The organism is Acinetobacter sp. ANC 3781, assembly GCF_004331285.1.
Lineage (GTDB): Bacteria > Pseudomonadota > Gammaproteobacteria > Pseudomonadales > Moraxellaceae > Acinetobacter.
The window spans coordinates 85,324-103,704 of record NZ_SJOH01000015.1 but is presented as its reverse complement, the minus strand read 5'-3'; the positions used below and the strand labels follow the sequence as shown (position 1 = coordinate 103,704).

Genomic DNA, 18,381 nt, shown 5'->3' with positions numbered 1-18,381 from the left:
TCCTAACGGTGCAGGTAAAACTACACTGTTCCGTATGATGACTGGCGAGCAACAACCCGATACCGGTACAGTAACCTTGGGTGAATCCGTTAAAGTGTCTTACGTGGGTCAGCTGCGTGATACTTTGGATGACAATAAAACCGTTTGGGAAGAAATTTCTGGTGGTCTCGATATCTTGAAGGTAGGCGATTACGAAATTGCATCACGTGCTTATATCGGTCGTTTCAACTTTAAAGGTCAAGATCAGCAAAAACGTGTTGGCAGCTTGTCGGGTGGTGAACGTAACCGCCTGCAACTTGCAAAAGTCTTGCAACAAGGCGCAAACGTGATTTTGCTGGATGAACCATCAAACGACTTGGATATCGAAACGTTACGTGCACTTGAGGATGCAATTCTTGTATTCCCAGGTACGGTAATGGTGGTATCGCATGACCGTTGGTTCCTGGACCGTATTGCAACGCATATCTTGTCATTTGAAAATGAACAGCCTGAATTCTACGCAGGTAACTATGCGGAATATGAAGCCTATCGCCAGTCACGTTTGGGTGATGCTGCTGTACAGAAGCGTTCAAAATACAAAAAAATCGGCGTTTAGTTGATTGTTTTTATATGATTAAAAAACCAGCCTGCGGGCTGGTTTTTTATTAGGAATTTTTAGCAAAAAGCTAATTTATTAAAAGTTTGTTATAACGCTGCTTTCGTCTCAAAATGGCCTTACTTAACAGCTTTTTTGACCATTTTTCTGCATAAATCTAAAGACGGTCTAGACTTAAATAATCATTTAACTGGCTTAAACCGATTTTGTACGGTGTTTTTTGTCTTTCCTTAATGCTGTACAGAAGTAATACCATATTGCATTTCGGTATCTTGATTTTTTTAGAGTAAAGTTAAGCAATTCAACGGGGGAAGCTTTTATGGAATTTTCTTCAAAGTAAGAAGATTGAATAACTCATCTACGTGAGTTGGATTTACCAATTTATCAGAGTATATGTAGAGGTAAACATTTGCTTTGTAAAAAATTTGAGGAGCTATAAAACCTACACTGCCTTCTTGTATTATTCCTGCATAAAGTAATATCTATTCATTTAATCGATATATTTTTAAATATTTTTCAAATGAATAATTTGTAATTGTTGGCTTATAAAATATATAAATATTTTATTCATTCTATAAAACTTAAGTCAGTTTTAAGGGGGATGTTAAAACAGGGGTAATGAATTAAATTATCTAAAAATAATAAGGAGTCTTAGCATGAGCAACCATCACGGGCATGATCATAGTCATGCTGTTGTGACCGAAAACAATGCCAGGAAATTAAGCTTTGCCTTGGTACTGACCACCACATTTTTAATTATTGAAGTGATTGCAGGCTTTATTACGCAAAGTTTGGCTTTACTCTCCGATGCTGCTCACATGTTTACCGATGCCGCCGCCCTTGCCATCGCACTTGTTGCCATAAAAATAGGCAAACTTCCTGCCGATGATAAGCGCACTTTTGGCTATCAGCGCTTTGAAATTTTAGCGGCCCTGTTTAATGCTTCTATGCTGTTTGTGGTGGCGATGTATATTTTATACGAAGCTTACCAGCGGTTTTCCCATCCACCGGAAATTCAAAGTCTGGGCATGATGAGCGTGGCGCTGATTGGTTTGGTTATTAATTTGATTTCGATGAAAATTCTATTTTCAAGCAGTCAGGATAGTTTAAATATAAAAGGAGCGTACTTAGAAGTTTTGAGTGACGCTTTGGGTTCAGTGGGGGTATTTATTGGTGCTGTAATTATTTATTTTACCCAGTGGGTTTGGGTAGATACCTTGATTGCAGTATTGATTGGTTTTTGGGTATTACCTCGAACCTGGATTTTACTAAAACAAAGTATCAATATTTTGCTTGAAGGGGTGCCGGAAGAAATTGATATTGAAAAACTGCGCAATGATCTGCTGAGTTTAAAAGATGTGGAAAGTATTCATCAACTCAAGGTTTGGGCGATTACTTCGAAGAATGTGCATCTGACCGTACATTTATATGCGCCACAGGCAGATCGTAATGCCCTGTATCAGCAAGCTTTGGAAATGCTAAGCCACGAACATGCTATTACTGAAATGACGCTGCAGATTGAAGAAGATGAATGTTTGACGCATTCACATTGTCATCCAGACGACCATCAAGGAAATCCTCATCAGTATGATAAAGATTCACATCAGCACGAAGAATAAATATGGAGCTGATGTGAACGCAGTTTTATTTTAAATTTCCCATTCGTGGTTGCATTCACGACATTTCCATTTCTTTTGTGACTGCATAAAACCTTGCATCGAGATTTTAAAGTCCGGCAGGTCACGGTAGAACAGAAAGCCTGCAATCAGGCACAGCACAAATACTGCCACTGTTGCTGATTGAAGGGTGGTGCCGGCGCCATCCCCAAAAATCCACATTGCAATACTAACTAAAACCAACAGCAATAAGATGAAAACAGCAGGAATTAAAAAGACTAAACTTTTAGGGACAACTGGACGTACTGCAGGTCCACCTGATTGTGCAACAGGCATAATTTTAGGGCTTTGGCATTTTGGGCAACGGTATTGCATTGCAACTCCACAATTCTAATCTATGGGTTATTCTAATCGGAATGCCACAGAAATCAAAAATACAGCTATGAAAAAAGATAAATAAAAACTTAGGCAATAAAAAAGCCACTGAATAGATCAGTGGCTTTTTTGAATTTGGCGTCCCTACGGGGATTCGAACCCCGGTTACCGCCGTGAAAGGGCGATGTCCTAGGCCTCTAGACGATAGGGACTTATCGAGGCAACACAGGTAAAACATGAGATGGTGGAGTCAAGGAGGATCGAACTCCTGACCTCTACAATGCCATTGTAGCGCTCTACCAACTGAGCTATGACCCCAGTCTGTGTGGACGTAATATTAGGGATATTGCGTCCACACGTCAACTATAAAATCACTTATGCTTCATCAACTGCGTCATTTTTCGGCAATTTTAAGCTTTCATTGAGTTTTTCCCAAACTTTTGCTTCTTTTTTGCTCGGACCGCCAACAATTTCAAGTGCATGACGTAAACGGGCAAAAGTTAAATCAGGCCCAATCGTTACCATTGATTGCATAACCGGAGTGGAACTGGTCGAACCGGCAATGGCAATAAAGAAAGCAGGCATGAAATCACGAAGTTTCACTTCCATCTGATTTGCCAGATCCATTAAGGTTTGGCTGACTGTATCGTTATTCCAGGTAAATAAGCTTTCTAAACGCCAAATTGCGAATTGCAGGCTCTGACGCACTTGTTCTTCAGACAGTTTTTTGCTTTCAAACTGTTCTTTTGACAGTTGTGGGAACTGGTTGAAGTAGAAGCCAGCCCAGTTCACCGCTTCTGACAATAAGTTGATTCGCGGTTGAATTGCAGCAGCAATATCTTCCAAAGTCTTACGATCTGATTTCCAAGCTAAAAGTGTATTTAACAATTCAGCAGGAGTAAGGGCTTTAATCCATTGGCCATTCAACCAGTTGAGTTTTTCGACATCAAAAATTGGACCACCTAGCGATACGCGTTTAATGTCGAAATGTTCAATCATTTCTGCCAAAGTGAATTTTTCACTTTCATCCGGCATAGACCAGCCCATACGGCCTAAATAGTTCAACAATGCTTCAGGTAGCACGCCGATATCTTTATAGTAATTGATGGAAGTTGGGTTTTTACGTTTCGATAATTTTGATTTATCAGGATTACGTAACAATGGCATGTGACAAAGTGCAGGCATATCCCAGCCAAAGTATTGGTACAACAACTGGTGTTTAGGTGCAGATGGAATCCATTCTTCACCACGAATCACGTGGGTAATTTCCATTAAATGGTCATCGACTACATTGGCCAAATGGTAAGTTGGCAAGCCATCGGTTTTAAGCAAAATTTGCATATCGACTTGAGCCCATGGAATTTCCACTTCGCCACGAAGCATATCATCAAATTTACAGCTACCTTCAGCTGGCACTTTCATGCGAATGACGTGTGCTTCGCCTGCAGCTAAACGACGTTGAACTTCATCTTCAGATAAAAGTAAACCCCGACCGTCGTAACGCGGGCTTTCACCGCGAGCTTGCTGTTCAGCGCGCATTTGATCTAGTTCTTCACTCGTTGCGAAGCAGTAAAATGCATGACCTTTTGCAACAAGTTCTAAAGCATATTTTTTATAGATGTCCATACGTTCAGATTGACGATATGGTGCATGAGGGCCACCCACATCGGGACCTTCTGACCAATTCAAACCCAACCAATGCAATGAATCTAAAATCATTTTTTCAGATTCAGGGGTTGAACGAAGCTGATCGGTGTCTTCAATACGAAGAATAAATTCCCCACCATGCTGTTTGGCAAAACATAAGTTGAACAAGGCAATATATGCAGTGCCTACGTGTGGAAAGCCTGTAGGAGAAGGGGCAATACGAGTACGAACCGTCATAATCAATATTTTTCAGAATGTGAATGAAAAGTATTATAACGAAAAAGCCTAATCACTTAATGTTAAATTCAACATTGAAATGATTAGGCTTCATTTAAAATTCTTAAAAGGGCAAGAAATTCAATATTCAGTTAAGAGTTATTTTGCGGGAAAAACACTTGTACAAAACGGGTAAATTTTTGATTTTGAGAAGCAAAAAAGCTTTGTGTAGGTGCAACTTTAATTTCAGTAAGCACTTTTAAATCATTATCGTTACGAAAAGTTTGCGAACCTTGCTTTTGTTGTTGCAACGCTTTTTCAATCAGTGAAGATTTTTCAGGTGAAAAACTGATTTTGGTATCTGTAGCTTTAATAGCAGCCGCGTTTCCAATTTGAGTCATAAAACCTAAAGTCAGCGTTAAACTCAATGCTGTTAGAACCGGTGTATATTTCATTTCCACATCCCCCCTGGTTGGTGCTGGATTTCTCTAGTAGGTATTATTTTTCTAATCTAGTGATACCATTTAAACACATAAAAAAATACAAAAGTAGAACTAGGTCACACTCTTTTACAAATTGATAAGAAACTTATTCAATGTATCCACTTTGTATCAAATAACTATGGAGATAGCATGAAGATTAATACAAAAGATGGAGATTTAAATCAGTTTGTGAGTATTTTAGTCATAAAAATGCATATAAAAGCATTTTAATAGATATCCATAAAACTGATTTTTAATCAATAAAACAATATAATCATATGATTGTTAAAAATATTTTAAATTTATATAGTGCTTTTAATCATTCAGTACAAGTTTAAAATCATGAAAAAAATAATAGCATCTACAATTCTTGTATGGTTAGCAGGAATGACTTCACACAGCTTCGCTGCAAAAGATTTTCTCAATGTTTCTTATGATCCGACGCGGGAATTTTATCAGGAATATAATCGGGCATTTGGTGAGTTTTGGAAACAGCGTACTGGACAAGAAGTAAATTTCAAACAATCTCATGGCGGCTCGGGTAAACAAGCGCGTTCAGTAATTGATGGTTTACAAGCCGATGTGGTGACCTTGGCCTTAGCCAATGATATTGAAGAAATTGTTAATGCAGGTCTAATTAATAAAAACTGGCAAAAACAGTTCCCTAATAATTCAGCACCCTATACCTCAACCGTAGTATTTTTGGTGCGTAAAGGTAATCCTAAAAATATTAAAGACTGGAATGATTTAACCAAGCCAGGGGTAGAAATTATCACGCCCAATCCAAAAACCGGTGGCGCACCACGTTGGATTTATCTTTCAGCGTGGGGCTATGCACTGAAACAACCGGGCGGTAACGATGCCAAAGCTAAAGAGCTGGTGAAAAAACTTTATCAAAACGTGAAAGTACTGGATTCAGGGGCACGCGGTTCTTTAACCACTTTTGCGGAACGTGGTATTGGTGATGTGTTATTGTCTTGGGAAAATGAAGCGTTGCTGGCGACTCAGGGGTTGGGTAAAGATAAATACCAGATTGTTTATCCGTCCATTTCAATTTTGGCAGAGCCTTCGGTGGCAATTGTCGATAAAAACGTAGATAAAGATGGCAACCGCAATTTAGCCAAAGGTTATCTAAACTATTTATATTCCCCCAAGGGACAGGATTTGGCTGCACAATCTTTCTTCCGGCCACGTAATTCACAAGTTGCAGCAAAATATGCGGCACAATTTCCAAAAATCAAACTGTTTAGCATCGGTGATGTGTTTGGTGGCTGGACAAAAGCACAGAAAACTCACTTTGTGAATGGTGCAATTTTCGACCAAATTTATGCTGAAAAAAAGTAATGGGGTAAGTTGTTATTTAGGTGAATGAAAAGAAACAAATATTAGAACATATTCGTTTCTTGCATAAGAAAAACACAAAAAGGCATTTAATTGGGATAAAGGGCTTTATTTAATTATTTATAAATAAAACAATGAATTAGAATAAATAGGAGCGTATTTTTTTAAGTTTAAAATTGTATGTATGAATTGCGATTTATGATTTTATTTCATATATTTAGCAGTAATGAAGATAACTAGTCTGTACTGTGATGAAAACTCAATTTAAAGCATTATTCAGTGCGGCATTGCTGGCAACCGGCATTGCTTTTACTGCAACCACTGCTCAAGCAGCGGATCGCGAATTTTTAAACGTCTCCTATGATGCAACCCGTGAATTTTATGATGAATTCAATAAATCCTTTGGTGCTTACTGGAAAGAACGTACTGGTCGTACTGTAAATTTTAAACAGTCGCACGGTGGTTCAGGTAAACAAGCGCGTTCGGTCGTGGATGGCTTAAAAGCTGATGTGGTGACCTTGGCTTTAGCTAACGATATTGAAGAAATTGTAAAATCAGGTCAAATCCAGCCGGGTTGGCAAAAAGAGTTCCCGCATAATTCTGCTCCTTATACCTCTACCATCGTATTTATGGTGCGTAAAGGTAATCCAAAGCATATTAAAGACTGGTCTGATTTAACCAAACCGGGCGTACAAATCATTACCCCAAATCCTAAAACGGGCGGTTTGCCGCGTTGGGTATATTTATCCGCTTGGGGTTATGCACTTAAACAACCGGGTGGTACCGACGCTACAGCCAAAGACTTTGTCGGCAAAATGTACCACAACGTAAAAGTGATGGATTCTGCTGCACGTGCGTCAATGACGACTTTTGCTGAACGTGGCATTGGTGATGTGTTACTGACTTGGGAAAATGAAGCCCTCGTGACTCAAAAGACCTTGGGTAAAAACAAATTCGACATTATCTATCCGTCTATTTCAATTTTGACTGAACCTTCAGTGGCGATCGTGGATAAAAATGTCGAAAAAGATGGGAACAAGTGGTTAGCTCAAGGCTATATCAACTACTTGTACTCACCATTAGGTCAAGAAATGGCAGCAAAATATTTCTACCGTCCACGTAATCCGGAAGTGTTAGCGAAATACTCTGCACAATTTCCTAAACTTAAAACCTTCACCATTGATGAAGTGTTTGGTGGTTGGGCTCAGGCACAAAAAAATCATTTTGTGAATGGGGCAACTTTCGATCAGATTTATAACACACGTAAATAAATGCTTGCTGTGTGATTTAAAAAGCCTCCTGAGTTGGGAGGCTTTTTTATTCTGACCAGATGTATTATTTAAAATGATCTCAGTTCAGATTAAATATGAGCTAAATCTGGAATGAATAAATCCAAAAACGGTTTTCCCTATGAAAAGTAATATTTCCCTACAAAAAGTCGTTTGGAGCTTTATCAAAACAAGGTAATAATGTGCAGTTACATTTTTCACAGTATTGATTGAACCCTTATGTCGCATATTTCTGTATTACTTCACGAAACTGTTGATGCCTTATTGGCAGATCGAAATACAGGAATTTATGTCGATGGTACCTTTGGCCGAGGGGGGCATACCCGTTTATTGCTGTCTAAATTAGATGAAAATGCACGTGTATATGGGTTTGATAAAGATCCACAGGCTTTAGAAACTGCGGCACTACTAGAACAAGAAGATTCACGTTTTAAAATTATTCATGCCAGTTTTGCAGATTTAAAACAAGAGCTTGAAGCACGTGGCATTGGTTTGGTTGATGGCGTGATGGCAGATTTAGGCGTGTCATCTCCGCAACTTGATCAGGCTGAACGTGGTTTTAGTTTTATGAAAGATGGGCCACTGGATATGCGTATGGACAATTCGAAAGGTCCGACTGCAGCGGAATGGCTGGTTAATATTGAAGAAGAAGCCTTAGCCAATGTTATTTTTCAATATGGTGAAGAACGTTATAGTCGTCGTATTGCCAAAGCCATTAAAGCTGCGGGTTATATTGAAACGACAGCACAACTGGCTGAAATTGTGAAAGTTGCCCATCCTAAATGGGAAAAAAATAAACATGCGGCAACCCGAACTTTTCAAGGCATTCGTATTGCCATTAATAAAGAATTAGAAGATATTGAAGCTTTCCTGCCGCAAGCGGTGGATGTGCTAAAAACTGGAGGACGTTTAGCTGTGATTAGTTTCCACTCGCTAGAAGACCGTTTAATTAAACAGTTTATTCAAAAAGAATCAACTTTAGCGGAAGATACCAGTTGGGGTATGCCACAAGAACGGGAAGATACTCGTCGGTTAAAGAAAATTTCCCGTGTACGTGCCAGTGAAGAAGAGATTAAAGCCAATTTTCGTTCACGTAGTGCATGGCTTAGAGTTGCAGAACGATTAGCTTCGAAAGGCGAATAATGAAAACTGAAGTTGTTGAAAAGAAAACAGAAAAATTAGCGATGAAAAAAACCATCAGTTATGTCGTTTTACTGGTATTGGTGTTTTTTAGTGCCCTTATGGTGGTTTTTCAGGTTTTTGAATATCGTCATGATTACCGTGAATTAAGTGCCTTTAATCGGGAAAGGGATGATCTGAATGCAGAGTGGGGGCGTTTGCTTATTGAGCAGCAAACCTTTGGTGCAACAGCGCAAATTGGTACACGTGCTGTGACTCAGTTGCGAATGTACTCGCCACCTGCAGCGCAGACGGTTGTAATTTCTTTACCAATGACTTCAGAAGATAAAAAATAAGGCTAGCTGTAATATGGTGGACAAGAGAAACAAGCAAGTGCGTAAAAAGCAGCAGTCTATTAGTGATAAAAATACCCTTAGCGTGGATATGTGGCGTTTTTATCTGATGTGGAGTGTGGTTTTACTCTGCTTTTTGGCTTTAGTGGCGCGTGCATTTTACGTGCAGGTCATCAATAAAGACTTTTTACAGAACAAAGCCAATGCCAACATTTTAAGAACGGAAAAAGTCAAGGCAATGCGTGGCGTGATTTATGATCGTCATGGTGTGCCATTAGCCATTAGTACCCCAGTCATGAAAGTGGTGATTGATCCGCGTGACTATTTTGAAGCTAAAAAACAGTTTGATGAGATTACTGCCGAACTGGCCAAAGATCCAAATAACCGTAAATTAAAACGTCAATTACCGGATAAAAACTTAAACCTGGACGAACTTGCCGATGCGGTTGGAATTGATCGTGCCGAGTTAAAAAAGAAAATGAACGATAAACCACGTTCACGCTATTTGGTTCTGCAAAAAGAAATTCCACCGCAGCAAGCTGAACTGATCGCAAAACGCGAGTTTCAGGCGGTTTATACTGAAAAAAACTATAAACGTTACTATCCGCAGCCACAGCCGAATGCACAAATTATTGGTTTAACCAATAGTGAAGGCACTGGTATTGAAGGTTTGGAAATGCAGCTAAATACTGCTTTATCCGGTCATGATGGTGAACAGCAGATCGTCCGTGATAAAAAAGGCAACCGTTTTAAAGATCCGGAAGTGATTAAAGAAGTTGAAGCGGGGGAAAATATCACCTTAAGTATTGATTCACGTCTTCAATATATTATGTACCGTGAATTAACCGCTGCCGGAGTGGCCAATAACGCCCGTTCAGCGACTGCCATTGCAGTAGATATCAAAACGGGTGAAATTCTGGCCATGACCAGTTGGCCGTCTTACAACCCGAATGATAAAAAAAGTTTAGGCAATAAAGATGCCATGCGTAACCGGGGTGCAGTCGATTCATTTGAACCGGGTTCAACCATGAAACCCTTGACTGTCGCTATGGCTCTGGAAAGTGGTAAATATACTGCAAATTCGGTGGTGAATACTTCACCGGGTAGTATGCGCATTGGTAACCATACCATTCGCGATACGCATAACTATGGTGCACTGACTTTAGGTGGCATTATCCAGAAATCATCTAACGTGGGTGTTGCGAAACTTGCATTGTCCTTGCCTTATGCCACTTTGCCGACTTTTTATAAGCGTGTAGGCATGGGGCAGCGTTCGGCAGTGAAATTCCCGGGCGAAAGTGGAGGCTTAATCTTGCCACCAAGCAAATGGAATGTCTCTGAAGTAGGTACCATGGCTTATGGTTATGGCCTGAATGCGACAGTGCTGCAAATTGCGGATGCTTATGCCATGCTTGCCAATAAAGGCGTCAAGGTGCCTTTAAGTTTATATAAGTTAGAACAGCCACCGAAGGGTGAGCAAATCATTGATGCGAAAATTGCCGATCAAGTGCTGTTAATGATGGAAACAGCGACATTGCCAGGCGGAACCGCTACACGTGCCACCATTCCTGGCTATCGTGTGGCCGGTAAAACAGGTACTGCCCATAAACTGCGTGCTGACCGTAAAGGTTATTCAACCAGCGAATATCGTGCTTTATTTGCAGGTGTCGCGCCGGTGAGCGATCCGCGCTTGGCCATGATTGTCGTGGTGGAAAATCCCCAAGGCTCTTACTATGGTGGTACGGTTTCAGCTCCGGTATTCGCACGTGTAATGCAAGAATCGCTACGTCTAATGAACGTGCCTTTAGATAAACCTTTAGATACTCCCAAAATCCAGTAACAGGTGATGAATGTCCCTTACATTTCAAGAGCTCTACACTGCCGCAAAAATCGCTGAATGGATGACCCAGCCATTCAGTGGCTTTGGTCTAGATAGTCGTAAAGTTGAACCAGGGCAAATTTTTATTGCCCTGAATAGTTTTTCTCAACCGGAAAAAACCTTGCAGTTTGCACAGTCAGCTTTAGCACATGGTGCATTAGCTGTGGTCAGTGAAGCCGATTTGGGTTTGGAAAACAGTGTGGTTGTACCGAATGTCCGTCATTTGATGGGAACATGGCAAAAACTATATCTGCAAGCGACTCAGCCTGTACCAGCAGCACGAATTCTTGCGGTGACAGGAACCAATGGTAAAACCACCATTTCACGACTGGTGGCCGAATTGCTAATGTTGCAAGGCAAGAAATGTGCAGTGATGGGGACTACGGGTAACGGAATTCTGCCGAATCTGCAGGCATCTTCGCATACCACACTCGATGCCTTGCAACTGCAAAATGCCTTGCATGGCTATGCTCAAGCTGGTGCTGAATTTGCTGCAATTGAAGCCAGTTCCCATGGTCTGGAACAGGGCCGTTTGAATGGCTGCGATATTGAAATTGCAGCCTACAGTAATTTAAGCCGTGATCATTTAGATTACCATGGCACGCTTGAAGCGTATGCTGAAGCCAAGTCATGCTTATTCAAACTTCCAAGTTTAAAAGTCGCGATTATCAATATTGATGATGAATACGCCCAAGTCATGCTTGATGCGGTAAAAGCCAATCCAGCACAACCAAAAATTCTGACCTATTCAACCACGCAAACTGCGGATTATCAGGTTGAAGATATTCAATACAGCTTAAATGGTGCAAACTTTAAACTGATTACCCAGCAAGGTAAGTTTGACGTGCAGAGTCCGTTACTGGGTCATTTTAATGTAGAAAACCTGGTGGCAAGTTTAGTGACTGCAGAGCAAGCCGGCTTTGATCTTGCCACACTAATTTCAACCGTTGCACAATTAAAAGGTGCGCCAGGTCGTATGCAGGTGATTCGTGACGCAGACCGATTATTTGTGGTGGATTATGCGCATACCCCAGATGCCTTGATTCAGGTGCTCAATACCTTAAAACGTCATGTGTCGAATCGATTGTGGGCGGTATTTGGCTGTGGTGGGGATCGTGATCGGGGCAAGCGACCATTGATGACGCAAGCGGCACTCAATGGTGCAGATATTGCCTTGATTACCTCAGATAATCCACGTACGGAAGACCCAGAACAAATTTTTGCTGACATGAAAGCGGGGATTAATGTTGCAGTTGATACTGTCCATGAAATTCATGACCGCCGTGAAGCAATTAAATTTGCCGTGCAAAAAGCCCAAGCAGGCGATATCGTGGTCATTGCCGGTAAAGGTCATGAAAATTATCAAGAGATTGATGGCGTGCGTCACTGGTTTGATGACGTGATTGAAGTGCAATCTGCAATTGCTACCCAACATCACACCACAGCTTCAGCTTATCCGGCTCAATAGGAAACAAAAATGCATACATCGACTACCAGTACGGTGCCTTTGGAGCCGTGGACAGCTGCACAGCTTACGGATGCCACTCAAGGTTACTGGTTGAATGAGAAAGTGCCTCAAGGCAATATTAAACGAATTTTGACGGATTCCCGTGATGCTGAAAAAGCCGATGCTTTTTTAGCGCTACAAGGCGAACGTTTTGATGCACACGATTTTATTGCTCAAGTTGCAGCACAGGGTTGCGAAATTGCCATTGTCAGTCATCCGGTGGATGCAGATATTTGCCAGCTCGTGGTTGCAGATACGCGTTTGGCCCTCGGCCATTTAGGCGCTTATCGCCGTGCGCAAAATTCACAAGTGAAAGTAATTGCGCTGACCGGCAGTAGTGGTAAAACCACGACTAAAGAAATGCTGGGTAGTATTTTATCTCGCTTGGCACCTACGTTGATTACTCGCGGTAACTTAAACAATGATTTAGGTGTGCCGGTGATGTTGTTAGAGCTTCGTGCCGAACATCAGTACGCAGTGATGGAATTGGGTGCAAGTCATCAGGGTGAAATTGATTACACCTCAAATCTGGTGCAACCGCATGTTGCCGGGATCATTAATATTGGTACTGCGCATTTGGGTGAGTTTGGCGGACGCGATGGCATCTGCCGTGCTAAATCTGAAATTTATGCCCATATTGCCAAAACCGGTACCTCGATTGTACCGGCTGCAGATGATTTTACTGATACGATCCGTCAAGCCGTACAAACCGAACAGGTATTAAGCTTTGGCGAAAATGGTGATGTGTTTGCAACGGAAATTGAATTGCATCCACAATCATCCAGTTTTACTTTAAATACACCGAATGGTCTACGCCAGGTCAACCTACCGTTTGCCGGTGAGCATAATGTCCAGAATGCCACTGCTGCGACCGCTTTCGCGCTCGCAATTGGTATTGCTTTAAATGAAATTGTGACAGGTCTAGAACAGGCGACAAGTGCCAAAGGTCGCTTGAATTTTATTGCAGCTAAAAACTATTTGTTCATTGATGATACCTACAACGCCAATCCGACCTCGATGCGTGCAGCAGCTGAAGTGCTTGCTCAGCAAGAGGGGGTGAAAGTGATGGTGATTGGCGATATTGGCGAATTAGGTGCAAGCGCGGCACAACAACATTATATGTTGGGCCGAGATTTGGTTGCGACAGGTGTCAATTTTGTGGTGGCAGTGGGTGAGTTTGCACCTGCTACACAAGAAGGGGCACGTAGTACTCAATATGGTAAAAAAATGCAGGCTTTCCTGACCCAAGAACAGGCTTTACCTTTCTTGCTCAGTTTAATTGAAACACATCAACCTCAATCCATGAGTTTCCTGTTCAAAGGTTCTCGTTATACCCACATGGAAACATTGATGGCTGATTTGATGGAGAAAATTTAATGCTGTTATGGCTATTTGAACAACTTGCGGGTTATAACAGCTCGTTTCAGGTGGTTCGTTATTTAACATTACGTGCTTTGCTCAGTGTCTTAACCGCATTGACCATTGGACTGGTCTTGGGCCCGGTAATGATCCGCAAGCTACAAGCACTCAAATATGGCCAAGCAGTCAGTTCCTTTGCTCCTGAAGGTCATGCCAAGAAAATGGGCACTCCGACTATGGGCGGGATTTTGATCTTGCTCTCGATTGGGATATCCACCTTGCTCTGGGCAGATTTATCCAATCCCTATGTCTGGATTGTGCTTGGCGTGATGGTGATCTTTGGTGCTGTGGGCTGGGCAGATGACTGGATTAAAGTCCGTTATAAAGACAATGCAGGCTTGCCTGCACGTAAAAAATTCTTCTGGACCTCTGTGGGATCGTTAGGCGCTGGTATTGCACTGTATGTGATTGCGACGCAGCAGGCGAATCCTGTGCATACCGCCAATATGCTGGATCTGCTGATTCCGTTCTTTAAAAATATTAGTATCCCTTTGTCTGCCATTCCGCTGGGTATCGGTTTTATTATCTTTACTTATCTGGTGATTAACGGTGCATCCAATGCAGTTAACCTGACTGATGGTCTGGATGGTTTGGCGATTATGCCAATCGTGCTTGTTGCAGCAGGTTTGGGGGTGTTTGCATACCTTGCAGGTGATGTTCGTTTTGCCAATTACCTGCATATGCCTTATGTGAAATATTCATCTGAACTGGTGGTGATTTGTGCTGCAATGATTGGTGCGGGCTTGGCCTTTCTTTGGTATAACGCACATCCGGCACAAGTATTTATGGGTGATGTCGGTGCCTTATCTCTGGGTGCAATGTTGGGTACGATTGCCGTGATGGTTCGTCAGGAAATTGTTTTTGCCATTATGGGCGGTGTGTTTGTGGTTGAAGCCATTTCGGTATTCCTGCAAATTGGTTCACTGCGTATGCGTAACAAACGTGTATTTTTAATGGCACCGCTGCATCATCATTATGAGAAAAAAGGCTGGCGTGAAACCCAGGTGGTGATTCGTTTCTGGATTATCACAATTATGCTGGTGGTTTTAGGCTTAATGACCTTAAAATTGCGTTAAGCAAATATTCGAAAAGCCGGCATTTGCTCCCACATCTGCCGGCTTTTTTTATCGCCTGATTTTAGGCACTGGAGAGAAATATGAATCTGCTGATGTGTCCTGTCTGCCGTGAAGCCCTCAAGCTGACCGAGAAAACATGGCGCTGTATCAATAACCACAGTTATGACGTGTCAAAACAGGGTTATGTCAACTTGCATGTGGTACAGCATAAACATAGTAAAAACCCAGGTGATACTGTGGAATCGGTACAGGCACGCCGGGCATTTTTAAGTGCCGGTTTCTATGCGCCATTGCTACAGGCGGTAGTCAAGAAAATTCGTGAGTTACGTATTGAAAACCTGCTGGATATTGGTTGTGGCGAAGGTTATTACACCAATGCCATGCAGGCCGAGGTGCTGCAATGTGTAGGGGTGGATATTGCCAAAAATGCCGTACAGGTTGCGGCCAAACTCAATAAAAAAGTGACTTGGGTGGTAGCAACTGGTGCAACCCTTCCTGTTTTAGAGGCTTCAATTGACTTATGTACCAGTTTATTTAGTCCGATTCCCAAACAGGAAATATTGCGGGTGCTGAAGCCGAATGCCTATTTGATGGTGGTGACTCCTGCAACTGAACACTTATATGCGATGCGTGAAGATTTGTTTGAGGAAGTCAATCCGCATGAACCGCATAAATTTGTTGATCAATTGGCAGATGCTTTTGAATTGGTAGATCAAAGCGTGGTAGATGCGCCTTTCACAGTACAGCAAACGGACTTGAAGAACCTGATTGCCATGACCCCTTATGCTTATAAAGCGAAACCTGAGCGTCGTCAGGCTTTAGAGCAGAACGAACACTTTAAGTTAAAAGGACAGTTCCAGATTTATTTATTTAAAAAGAAATAAGCTAAATAAAAAGCCCTCATTTGAGGGCTTTTTATGGCTTTATTCAAATACATCGAGAAGCTGTTGAATCGCATCCGGTCTATTGCTGGCTGGTTTTTGTGGGGTATCTTCTGGAGCTTGTATTTCTTCTCCAGGCAAATCGTCAAAGTCACGTTCAGGTGCGACTGTTGGGACAACAGGCGCTGGACGGTACAATGGGCGAGCCAAGGGTGGGGAAGAGCGATCCTCTCTGACCGGTTCGCCAATCGTCACAGTCTGGGTGCGGTTGGTTGGTGCTTTGGCATTTTTGTCGAAATGCACCCATGCTGCCGGGGTGCCTTGCAAAGCATTACCCATAAAATTGGTCCAGATCGGTAAAGCGGCTACACCACCATATTCACGACGACCAAGGGTAGTGGGCTGGTCAAAACCGACCCATGTTACAGTAACAAGCTTGCCGTTGAATCCAGCAAACCAGGCATCTTTAGCATCATTGGTGGTTCCTGTTTTACCGCCAATATCGTCACGACCAATTTTAAGTGCTGCACGGCCGGTACCCTGTTGGATCACATCACGTAGAATGTTGGCCATGTCATAAGCAGAACTGGATTTTAAAATACGCTGTGCTTGGCGATATTTACTTTTTGATTCATCTAGCTGCAGTTGCGCCAGTTCTTTTTCTGCTTGCAGGGTTTGATTGGTGACTTGAATTACTTCGTCATCGGGGGTCACTGGTTCAGCTGATTCAGTCTCTTCTTTTTGATTGATACATGCAATGCATGCATAGTCTGGATTGCTTTGATAAATCACTTTGCCGTAAGCATCTTCAATACGATCAATAAAATGTGGCTGAATACGGTAACCGCCATTAGCAAAGGTGGCATAGCCAGTTGCCATTTGAATTGGAAGCACTTGCGGTGTGCCTAAGGCAATGGTGTAGTTACGCGGAATCTGATTTTCCTGCAGGCCAAAATCCATGAATAACTGGCGTGTACGTTCAATTCCGACAGTTTGTAACAATCGAACAGACACAGTATTTCGAGATAAATATAAAGCACGACGTAAAGGTATTATCCCTAAATAACGCCCATCCGAGTTCCTGGGTGACCATTTGCCAATCGTAATCGGGCTGTCATTGACCATGCTATAAGGCGTCATACCACGTTCGAGTGCCAAAGCATATACAAAAGGCTTAATGGTTGAACCAGGCTGGCGCCAGCCTTGTAGGGCACGGTTGAATTTAGATTGATAAAAATTATATCCACCGACAATGGCTTCAATTGCACCATTATTTGGATTGATTGCGATCAGTTGACCCTGAACTTTAGGCGTTTGAATCAGCGCCCATGAGGTTTTATTATCGTTAGGACGTAACCGAATAATATCTTTAACTTTAACAATTTGAGAAGCTTGACGTGGAGCAGGACCAACACTGTTGGCATTTCGATAAGGAGAAGCCCAGGACATCCCTGACCAAGGCACGGTCACGGTAGAGCCATCTTGCATCATTGCATCAAAAGAATTGCTATTTACTTTAATGACTTTCGCAGGATAAGTATTTGCGTATGAACTGAATTCAGTCAGTGGTTTATCATTTGCTTCAGCACCGCGCCAACCATGTCGACGATCATAAGCCTCTAAACCTTGTTGCACCGCCTGTTCTGCATAGGCTTGGCGTTTACTGTCGACAGTTGTATAAACTTTATAACCAGAATCAATGGCTTGTTCGCCAAATTTTTCTACCAATTCAGAACGAACCATTTCCCCGACATAGGGGAATTTATTGTTAATACCACGATCAGGCATATCCAGATTAACCGGTTCAGCAATGGCTTTTTGATATTGTGACTGATTAATATAACCCAATTGCAGCATGCGTCCGAGAATCCAGTTACGACGTTCCAGGGCACGTGTTGGATTAACTACAGGATTGTATTTGGAGGGTGCTTTGGGCAGGCCAGAAATCATTGCCATTTGAGCAATACTGAGCTGATCCAGGCTTTTGTTGTAATAAATTTTCGCTGCAGCAGCAATCCCGTAAGCATTTTTCCCTAAGAAAATTTTGTTTACATAGAGCGTGAGAATTTCTTCTTTAGTTAGATTTTGTTCTATTTTTCGAGCCAGGAAAACTTCAGTCAGTTTGCGCTTCAGTGTCCGTTCAGGACTTAAATAATAATTTTTTGCCACTTGCATGGTGATGGTTGAACCACCCGTTTGCACATTCGATCCTGTAAGGGTTTCACTGACGGCTCGCCCTAAGCTTTTAAAACTAATACCACTATGTTCAAAAAAAGAGGAATCTTCTGCTGCCAGAAAGGCAGAAATAAATGGTTTGGGAATTTGTTTGTATTCTACAGGAACAGATAACTTGCCACCATACTCTGCAATAAGCTCATTATCAGCACTATATACTTGCAAGGGCTTTAATAACGGCGCCTTTTTTAAAGTGGTCATTTTAGGTAAAGATGGGGCAATATAGAGATACATGCCATAGAATCCCATCGGAATTGCGACCAAGGTTATAATTATGATCAAAAAAAATGGATGAACATGTCCCGAACGAGATAGCTTTTTCATAACAAGTAAGTTTTAATAAGAGCTAAT

15 protein-coding genes and 2 tRNA genes are annotated in these 18,381 nt (G+C 41.9%); 11 read left to right on the top strand and 6 right to left on the bottom strand.

Translation table 11 applies throughout. The annotated features are described in order from the left end of the window. Both E0H89_RS12020 and E0H89_RS12015 read left to right on the top strand, forming a co-directional pair. A partial coding sequence (locus E0H89_RS12020) for an ATP-binding cassette domain-containing protein (protein WP_131217414.1) occupies positions 1-595 on the top strand: 595 nt, incomplete at its 5' end. A 656-nt stretch (positions 596-1,251) separates the two neighbouring features. After that, the gene (locus E0H89_RS12015) at positions 1,252-2,214 is read left to right on the top strand and encodes a cation diffusion facilitator family transporter (RefSeq protein WP_131217412.1); all 963 of its coding nucleotides are present in this window, start codon (positions 1,252-1,254) and stop codon (positions 2,212-2,214) included. Positions 2,215-2,244: 30 nt separating this feature from the next. Here the strand turns inward: E0H89_RS12015 and E0H89_RS12010 are convergent, their stop codons facing one another. From E0H89_RS12010 to E0H89_RS11990, 5 genes are all read right to left on the bottom strand, one after another. Next, positions 2,245-2,586: a zinc-ribbon domain-containing protein gene (locus tag E0H89_RS12010; protein WP_131217410.1), complete on the bottom strand. Its 342-nt coding sequence runs from the start codon at positions 2,584-2,586 to the stop codon at positions 2,245-2,247. Between the two features lie 136 nt (positions 2,587-2,722). After that, positions 2,723-2,798: transfer RNA gene (locus E0H89_RS12005), tRNA-Glu, on the bottom strand. A gap of 30 nt (positions 2,799-2,828) precedes the next feature. Next, positions 2,829-2,904: transfer RNA gene (locus tag E0H89_RS12000), tRNA-Ala, on the bottom strand. 57 nt (positions 2,905-2,961) lie between these two features. Next, a complete protein-coding gene (gene gltX / locus E0H89_RS11995; RefSeq protein ID WP_131217408.1) occupies positions 2,962-4,470 on the bottom strand; it encodes a glutamate--tRNA ligase in 1,509 nt (502 codons plus the stop codon). Positions 4,471-4,601: 131 nt separating this feature from the next. After that, positions 4,602-4,904: a hypothetical protein gene (locus E0H89_RS11990; protein WP_131217406.1), complete on the bottom strand. Its 303-nt coding sequence runs from the start codon at positions 4,902-4,904 to the stop codon at positions 4,602-4,604. A 369-nt stretch (positions 4,905-5,273) separates the two neighbouring features. On the opposite strand from E0H89_RS11990, the gene E0H89_RS11985 reads away from it, so the two are divergent. From E0H89_RS11985 to E0H89_RS11945, 9 genes are all read left to right on the top strand, one after another. Further along, positions 5,274-6,275, top strand: a complete 1,002-nt coding sequence (locus tag E0H89_RS11985; RefSeq protein ID WP_131217404.1) for a sulfate ABC transporter substrate-binding protein — start codon at positions 5,274-5,276, stop codon at positions 6,273-6,275. Positions 6,276-6,523: 248 nt separating this feature from the next. Then, positions 6,524-7,543, top strand: a complete 1,020-nt coding sequence (locus E0H89_RS11980; RefSeq protein ID WP_131217402.1) for a sulfate ABC transporter substrate-binding protein — start codon at positions 6,524-6,526, stop codon at positions 7,541-7,543. 237 nt (positions 7,544-7,780) lie between these two features. Then, positions 7,781-8,704, top strand: a complete 924-nt coding sequence (gene rsmH / locus E0H89_RS11975; RefSeq protein WP_131217400.1) for a 16S rRNA (cytosine(1402)-N(4))-methyltransferase RsmH — start codon at positions 7,781-7,783, stop codon at positions 8,702-8,704. After that, positions 8,704-9,036: a cell division protein FtsL gene (gene ftsL / locus E0H89_RS11970; protein ID WP_131217398.1), complete on the top strand. Its 333-nt coding sequence runs from the start codon at positions 8,704-8,706 to the stop codon at positions 9,034-9,036. The genes rsmH and ftsL overlap by 1 nt, the downstream gene beginning before the upstream one ends. 13 nt (positions 9,037-9,049) lie before the next feature. Continuing rightward, the gene (gene ftsI / locus E0H89_RS11965) at positions 9,050-10,873 is read left to right on the top strand and encodes a penicillin-binding protein PBP3 (RefSeq protein ID WP_131217396.1); all 1,824 of its coding nucleotides are present in this window, start codon (positions 9,050-9,052) and stop codon (positions 10,871-10,873) included. Between the two features lie 10 nt (positions 10,874-10,883). Further along, positions 10,884-12,380, top strand: coding sequence for a UDP-N-acetylmuramoyl-L-alanyl-D-glutamate--2,6-diaminopimelate ligase (locus E0H89_RS11960; protein ID WP_131217394.1), 1,497 nt, complete (start codon positions 10,884-10,886; stop codon positions 12,378-12,380). 9 nt (positions 12,381-12,389) lie between these two features. Beyond that, positions 12,390-13,796, top strand: coding sequence for a UDP-N-acetylmuramoyl-tripeptide--D-alanyl-D-alanine ligase (locus tag E0H89_RS11955; protein WP_131217392.1), 1,407 nt, complete (start codon positions 12,390-12,392; stop codon positions 13,794-13,796). Next, entirely contained in the window at positions 13,796-14,914 is a 1,119-nt protein-coding gene (mraY, locus tag E0H89_RS11950; protein ID WP_131217390.1) for a phospho-N-acetylmuramoyl-pentapeptide-transferase, read from the top strand. The genes E0H89_RS11955 and mraY overlap by 1 nt, the downstream gene beginning before the upstream one ends. An 80-nt stretch (positions 14,915-14,994) precedes the next feature. Then, positions 14,995-15,798, top strand: coding sequence for a putative RNA methyltransferase (locus E0H89_RS11945; RefSeq protein WP_131217388.1), 804 nt, complete (start codon positions 14,995-14,997; stop codon positions 15,796-15,798). 39 nt (positions 15,799-15,837) lie between these two features. On the opposite strand, the gene ponA is transcribed toward E0H89_RS11945, so the two are convergent. Continuing rightward, entirely contained in the window at positions 15,838-18,354 is a 2,517-nt protein-coding gene (gene ponA, locus E0H89_RS11940; protein ID WP_131217386.1) for a penicillin-binding protein PBP1a, read from the bottom strand. Positions 18,355-18,381: the final 27 nt, after the last annotated feature.

Excerpts from the sequence above, each read along its gene's own strand:
- ponA (WP_131217386.1), bottom strand. The coding sequence starts at position 18,354 with ATGAAAAAGCTATCTCGTTCGGGACATGTTCATCCATTTTTTTTGATC.
- E0H89_RS11945 (WP_131217388.1), top strand. The coding sequence starts at position 14,995 with ATGAATCTGCTGATGTGTCCTGTCTGCCGTGAAGCCCTCAAGCTGACC.
- E0H89_RS12010 (WP_131217410.1), bottom strand. The coding sequence starts at position 2,586 with ATGCAATACCGTTGCCCAAAATGCCAAAGCCCTAAAATTATGCCTGTT.
- E0H89_RS11980 (WP_131217402.1), top strand. The coding sequence starts at position 6,524 with ATGAAAACTCAATTTAAAGCATTATTCAGTGCGGCATTGCTGGCAACC.
- ftsI (WP_131217396.1), top strand. The coding sequence starts at position 9,050 with ATGGTGGACAAGAGAAACAAGCAAGTGCGTAAAAAGCAGCAGTCTATT.
- mraY (WP_131217390.1), top strand. The coding sequence starts at position 13,796 with ATGCTGTTATGGCTATTTGAACAACTTGCGGGTTATAACAGCTCGTTT.
- E0H89_RS11955 (WP_131217392.1), top strand. The coding sequence starts at position 12,390 with ATGCATACATCGACTACCAGTACGGTGCCTTTGGAGCCGTGGACAGCT.
- E0H89_RS11960 (WP_131217394.1), top strand. The coding sequence starts at position 10,884 with ATGTCCCTTACATTTCAAGAGCTCTACACTGCCGCAAAAATCGCTGAA.
- E0H89_RS12015 (WP_131217412.1), top strand. The coding sequence starts at position 1,252 with ATGAGCAACCATCACGGGCATGATCATAGTCATGCTGTTGTGACCGAA.
- E0H89_RS11990 (WP_131217406.1), bottom strand. The coding sequence starts at position 4,904 with ATGAAATATACACCGGTTCTAACAGCATTGAGTTTAACGCTGACTTTA.
- E0H89_RS11985 (WP_131217404.1), top strand. The coding sequence starts at position 5,274 with ATGAAAAAAATAATAGCATCTACAATTCTTGTATGGTTAGCAGGAATG.
- rsmH (WP_131217400.1), top strand. The coding sequence starts at position 7,781 with ATGTCGCATATTTCTGTATTACTTCACGAAACTGTTGATGCCTTATTG.
- gltX (WP_131217408.1), bottom strand. The coding sequence starts at position 4,470 with ATGACGGTTCGTACTCGTATTGCCCCTTCTCCTACAGGCTTTCCACAC.
- ftsL (WP_131217398.1), top strand. The coding sequence starts at position 8,704 with ATGAAAACTGAAGTTGTTGAAAAGAAAACAGAAAAATTAGCGATGAAA.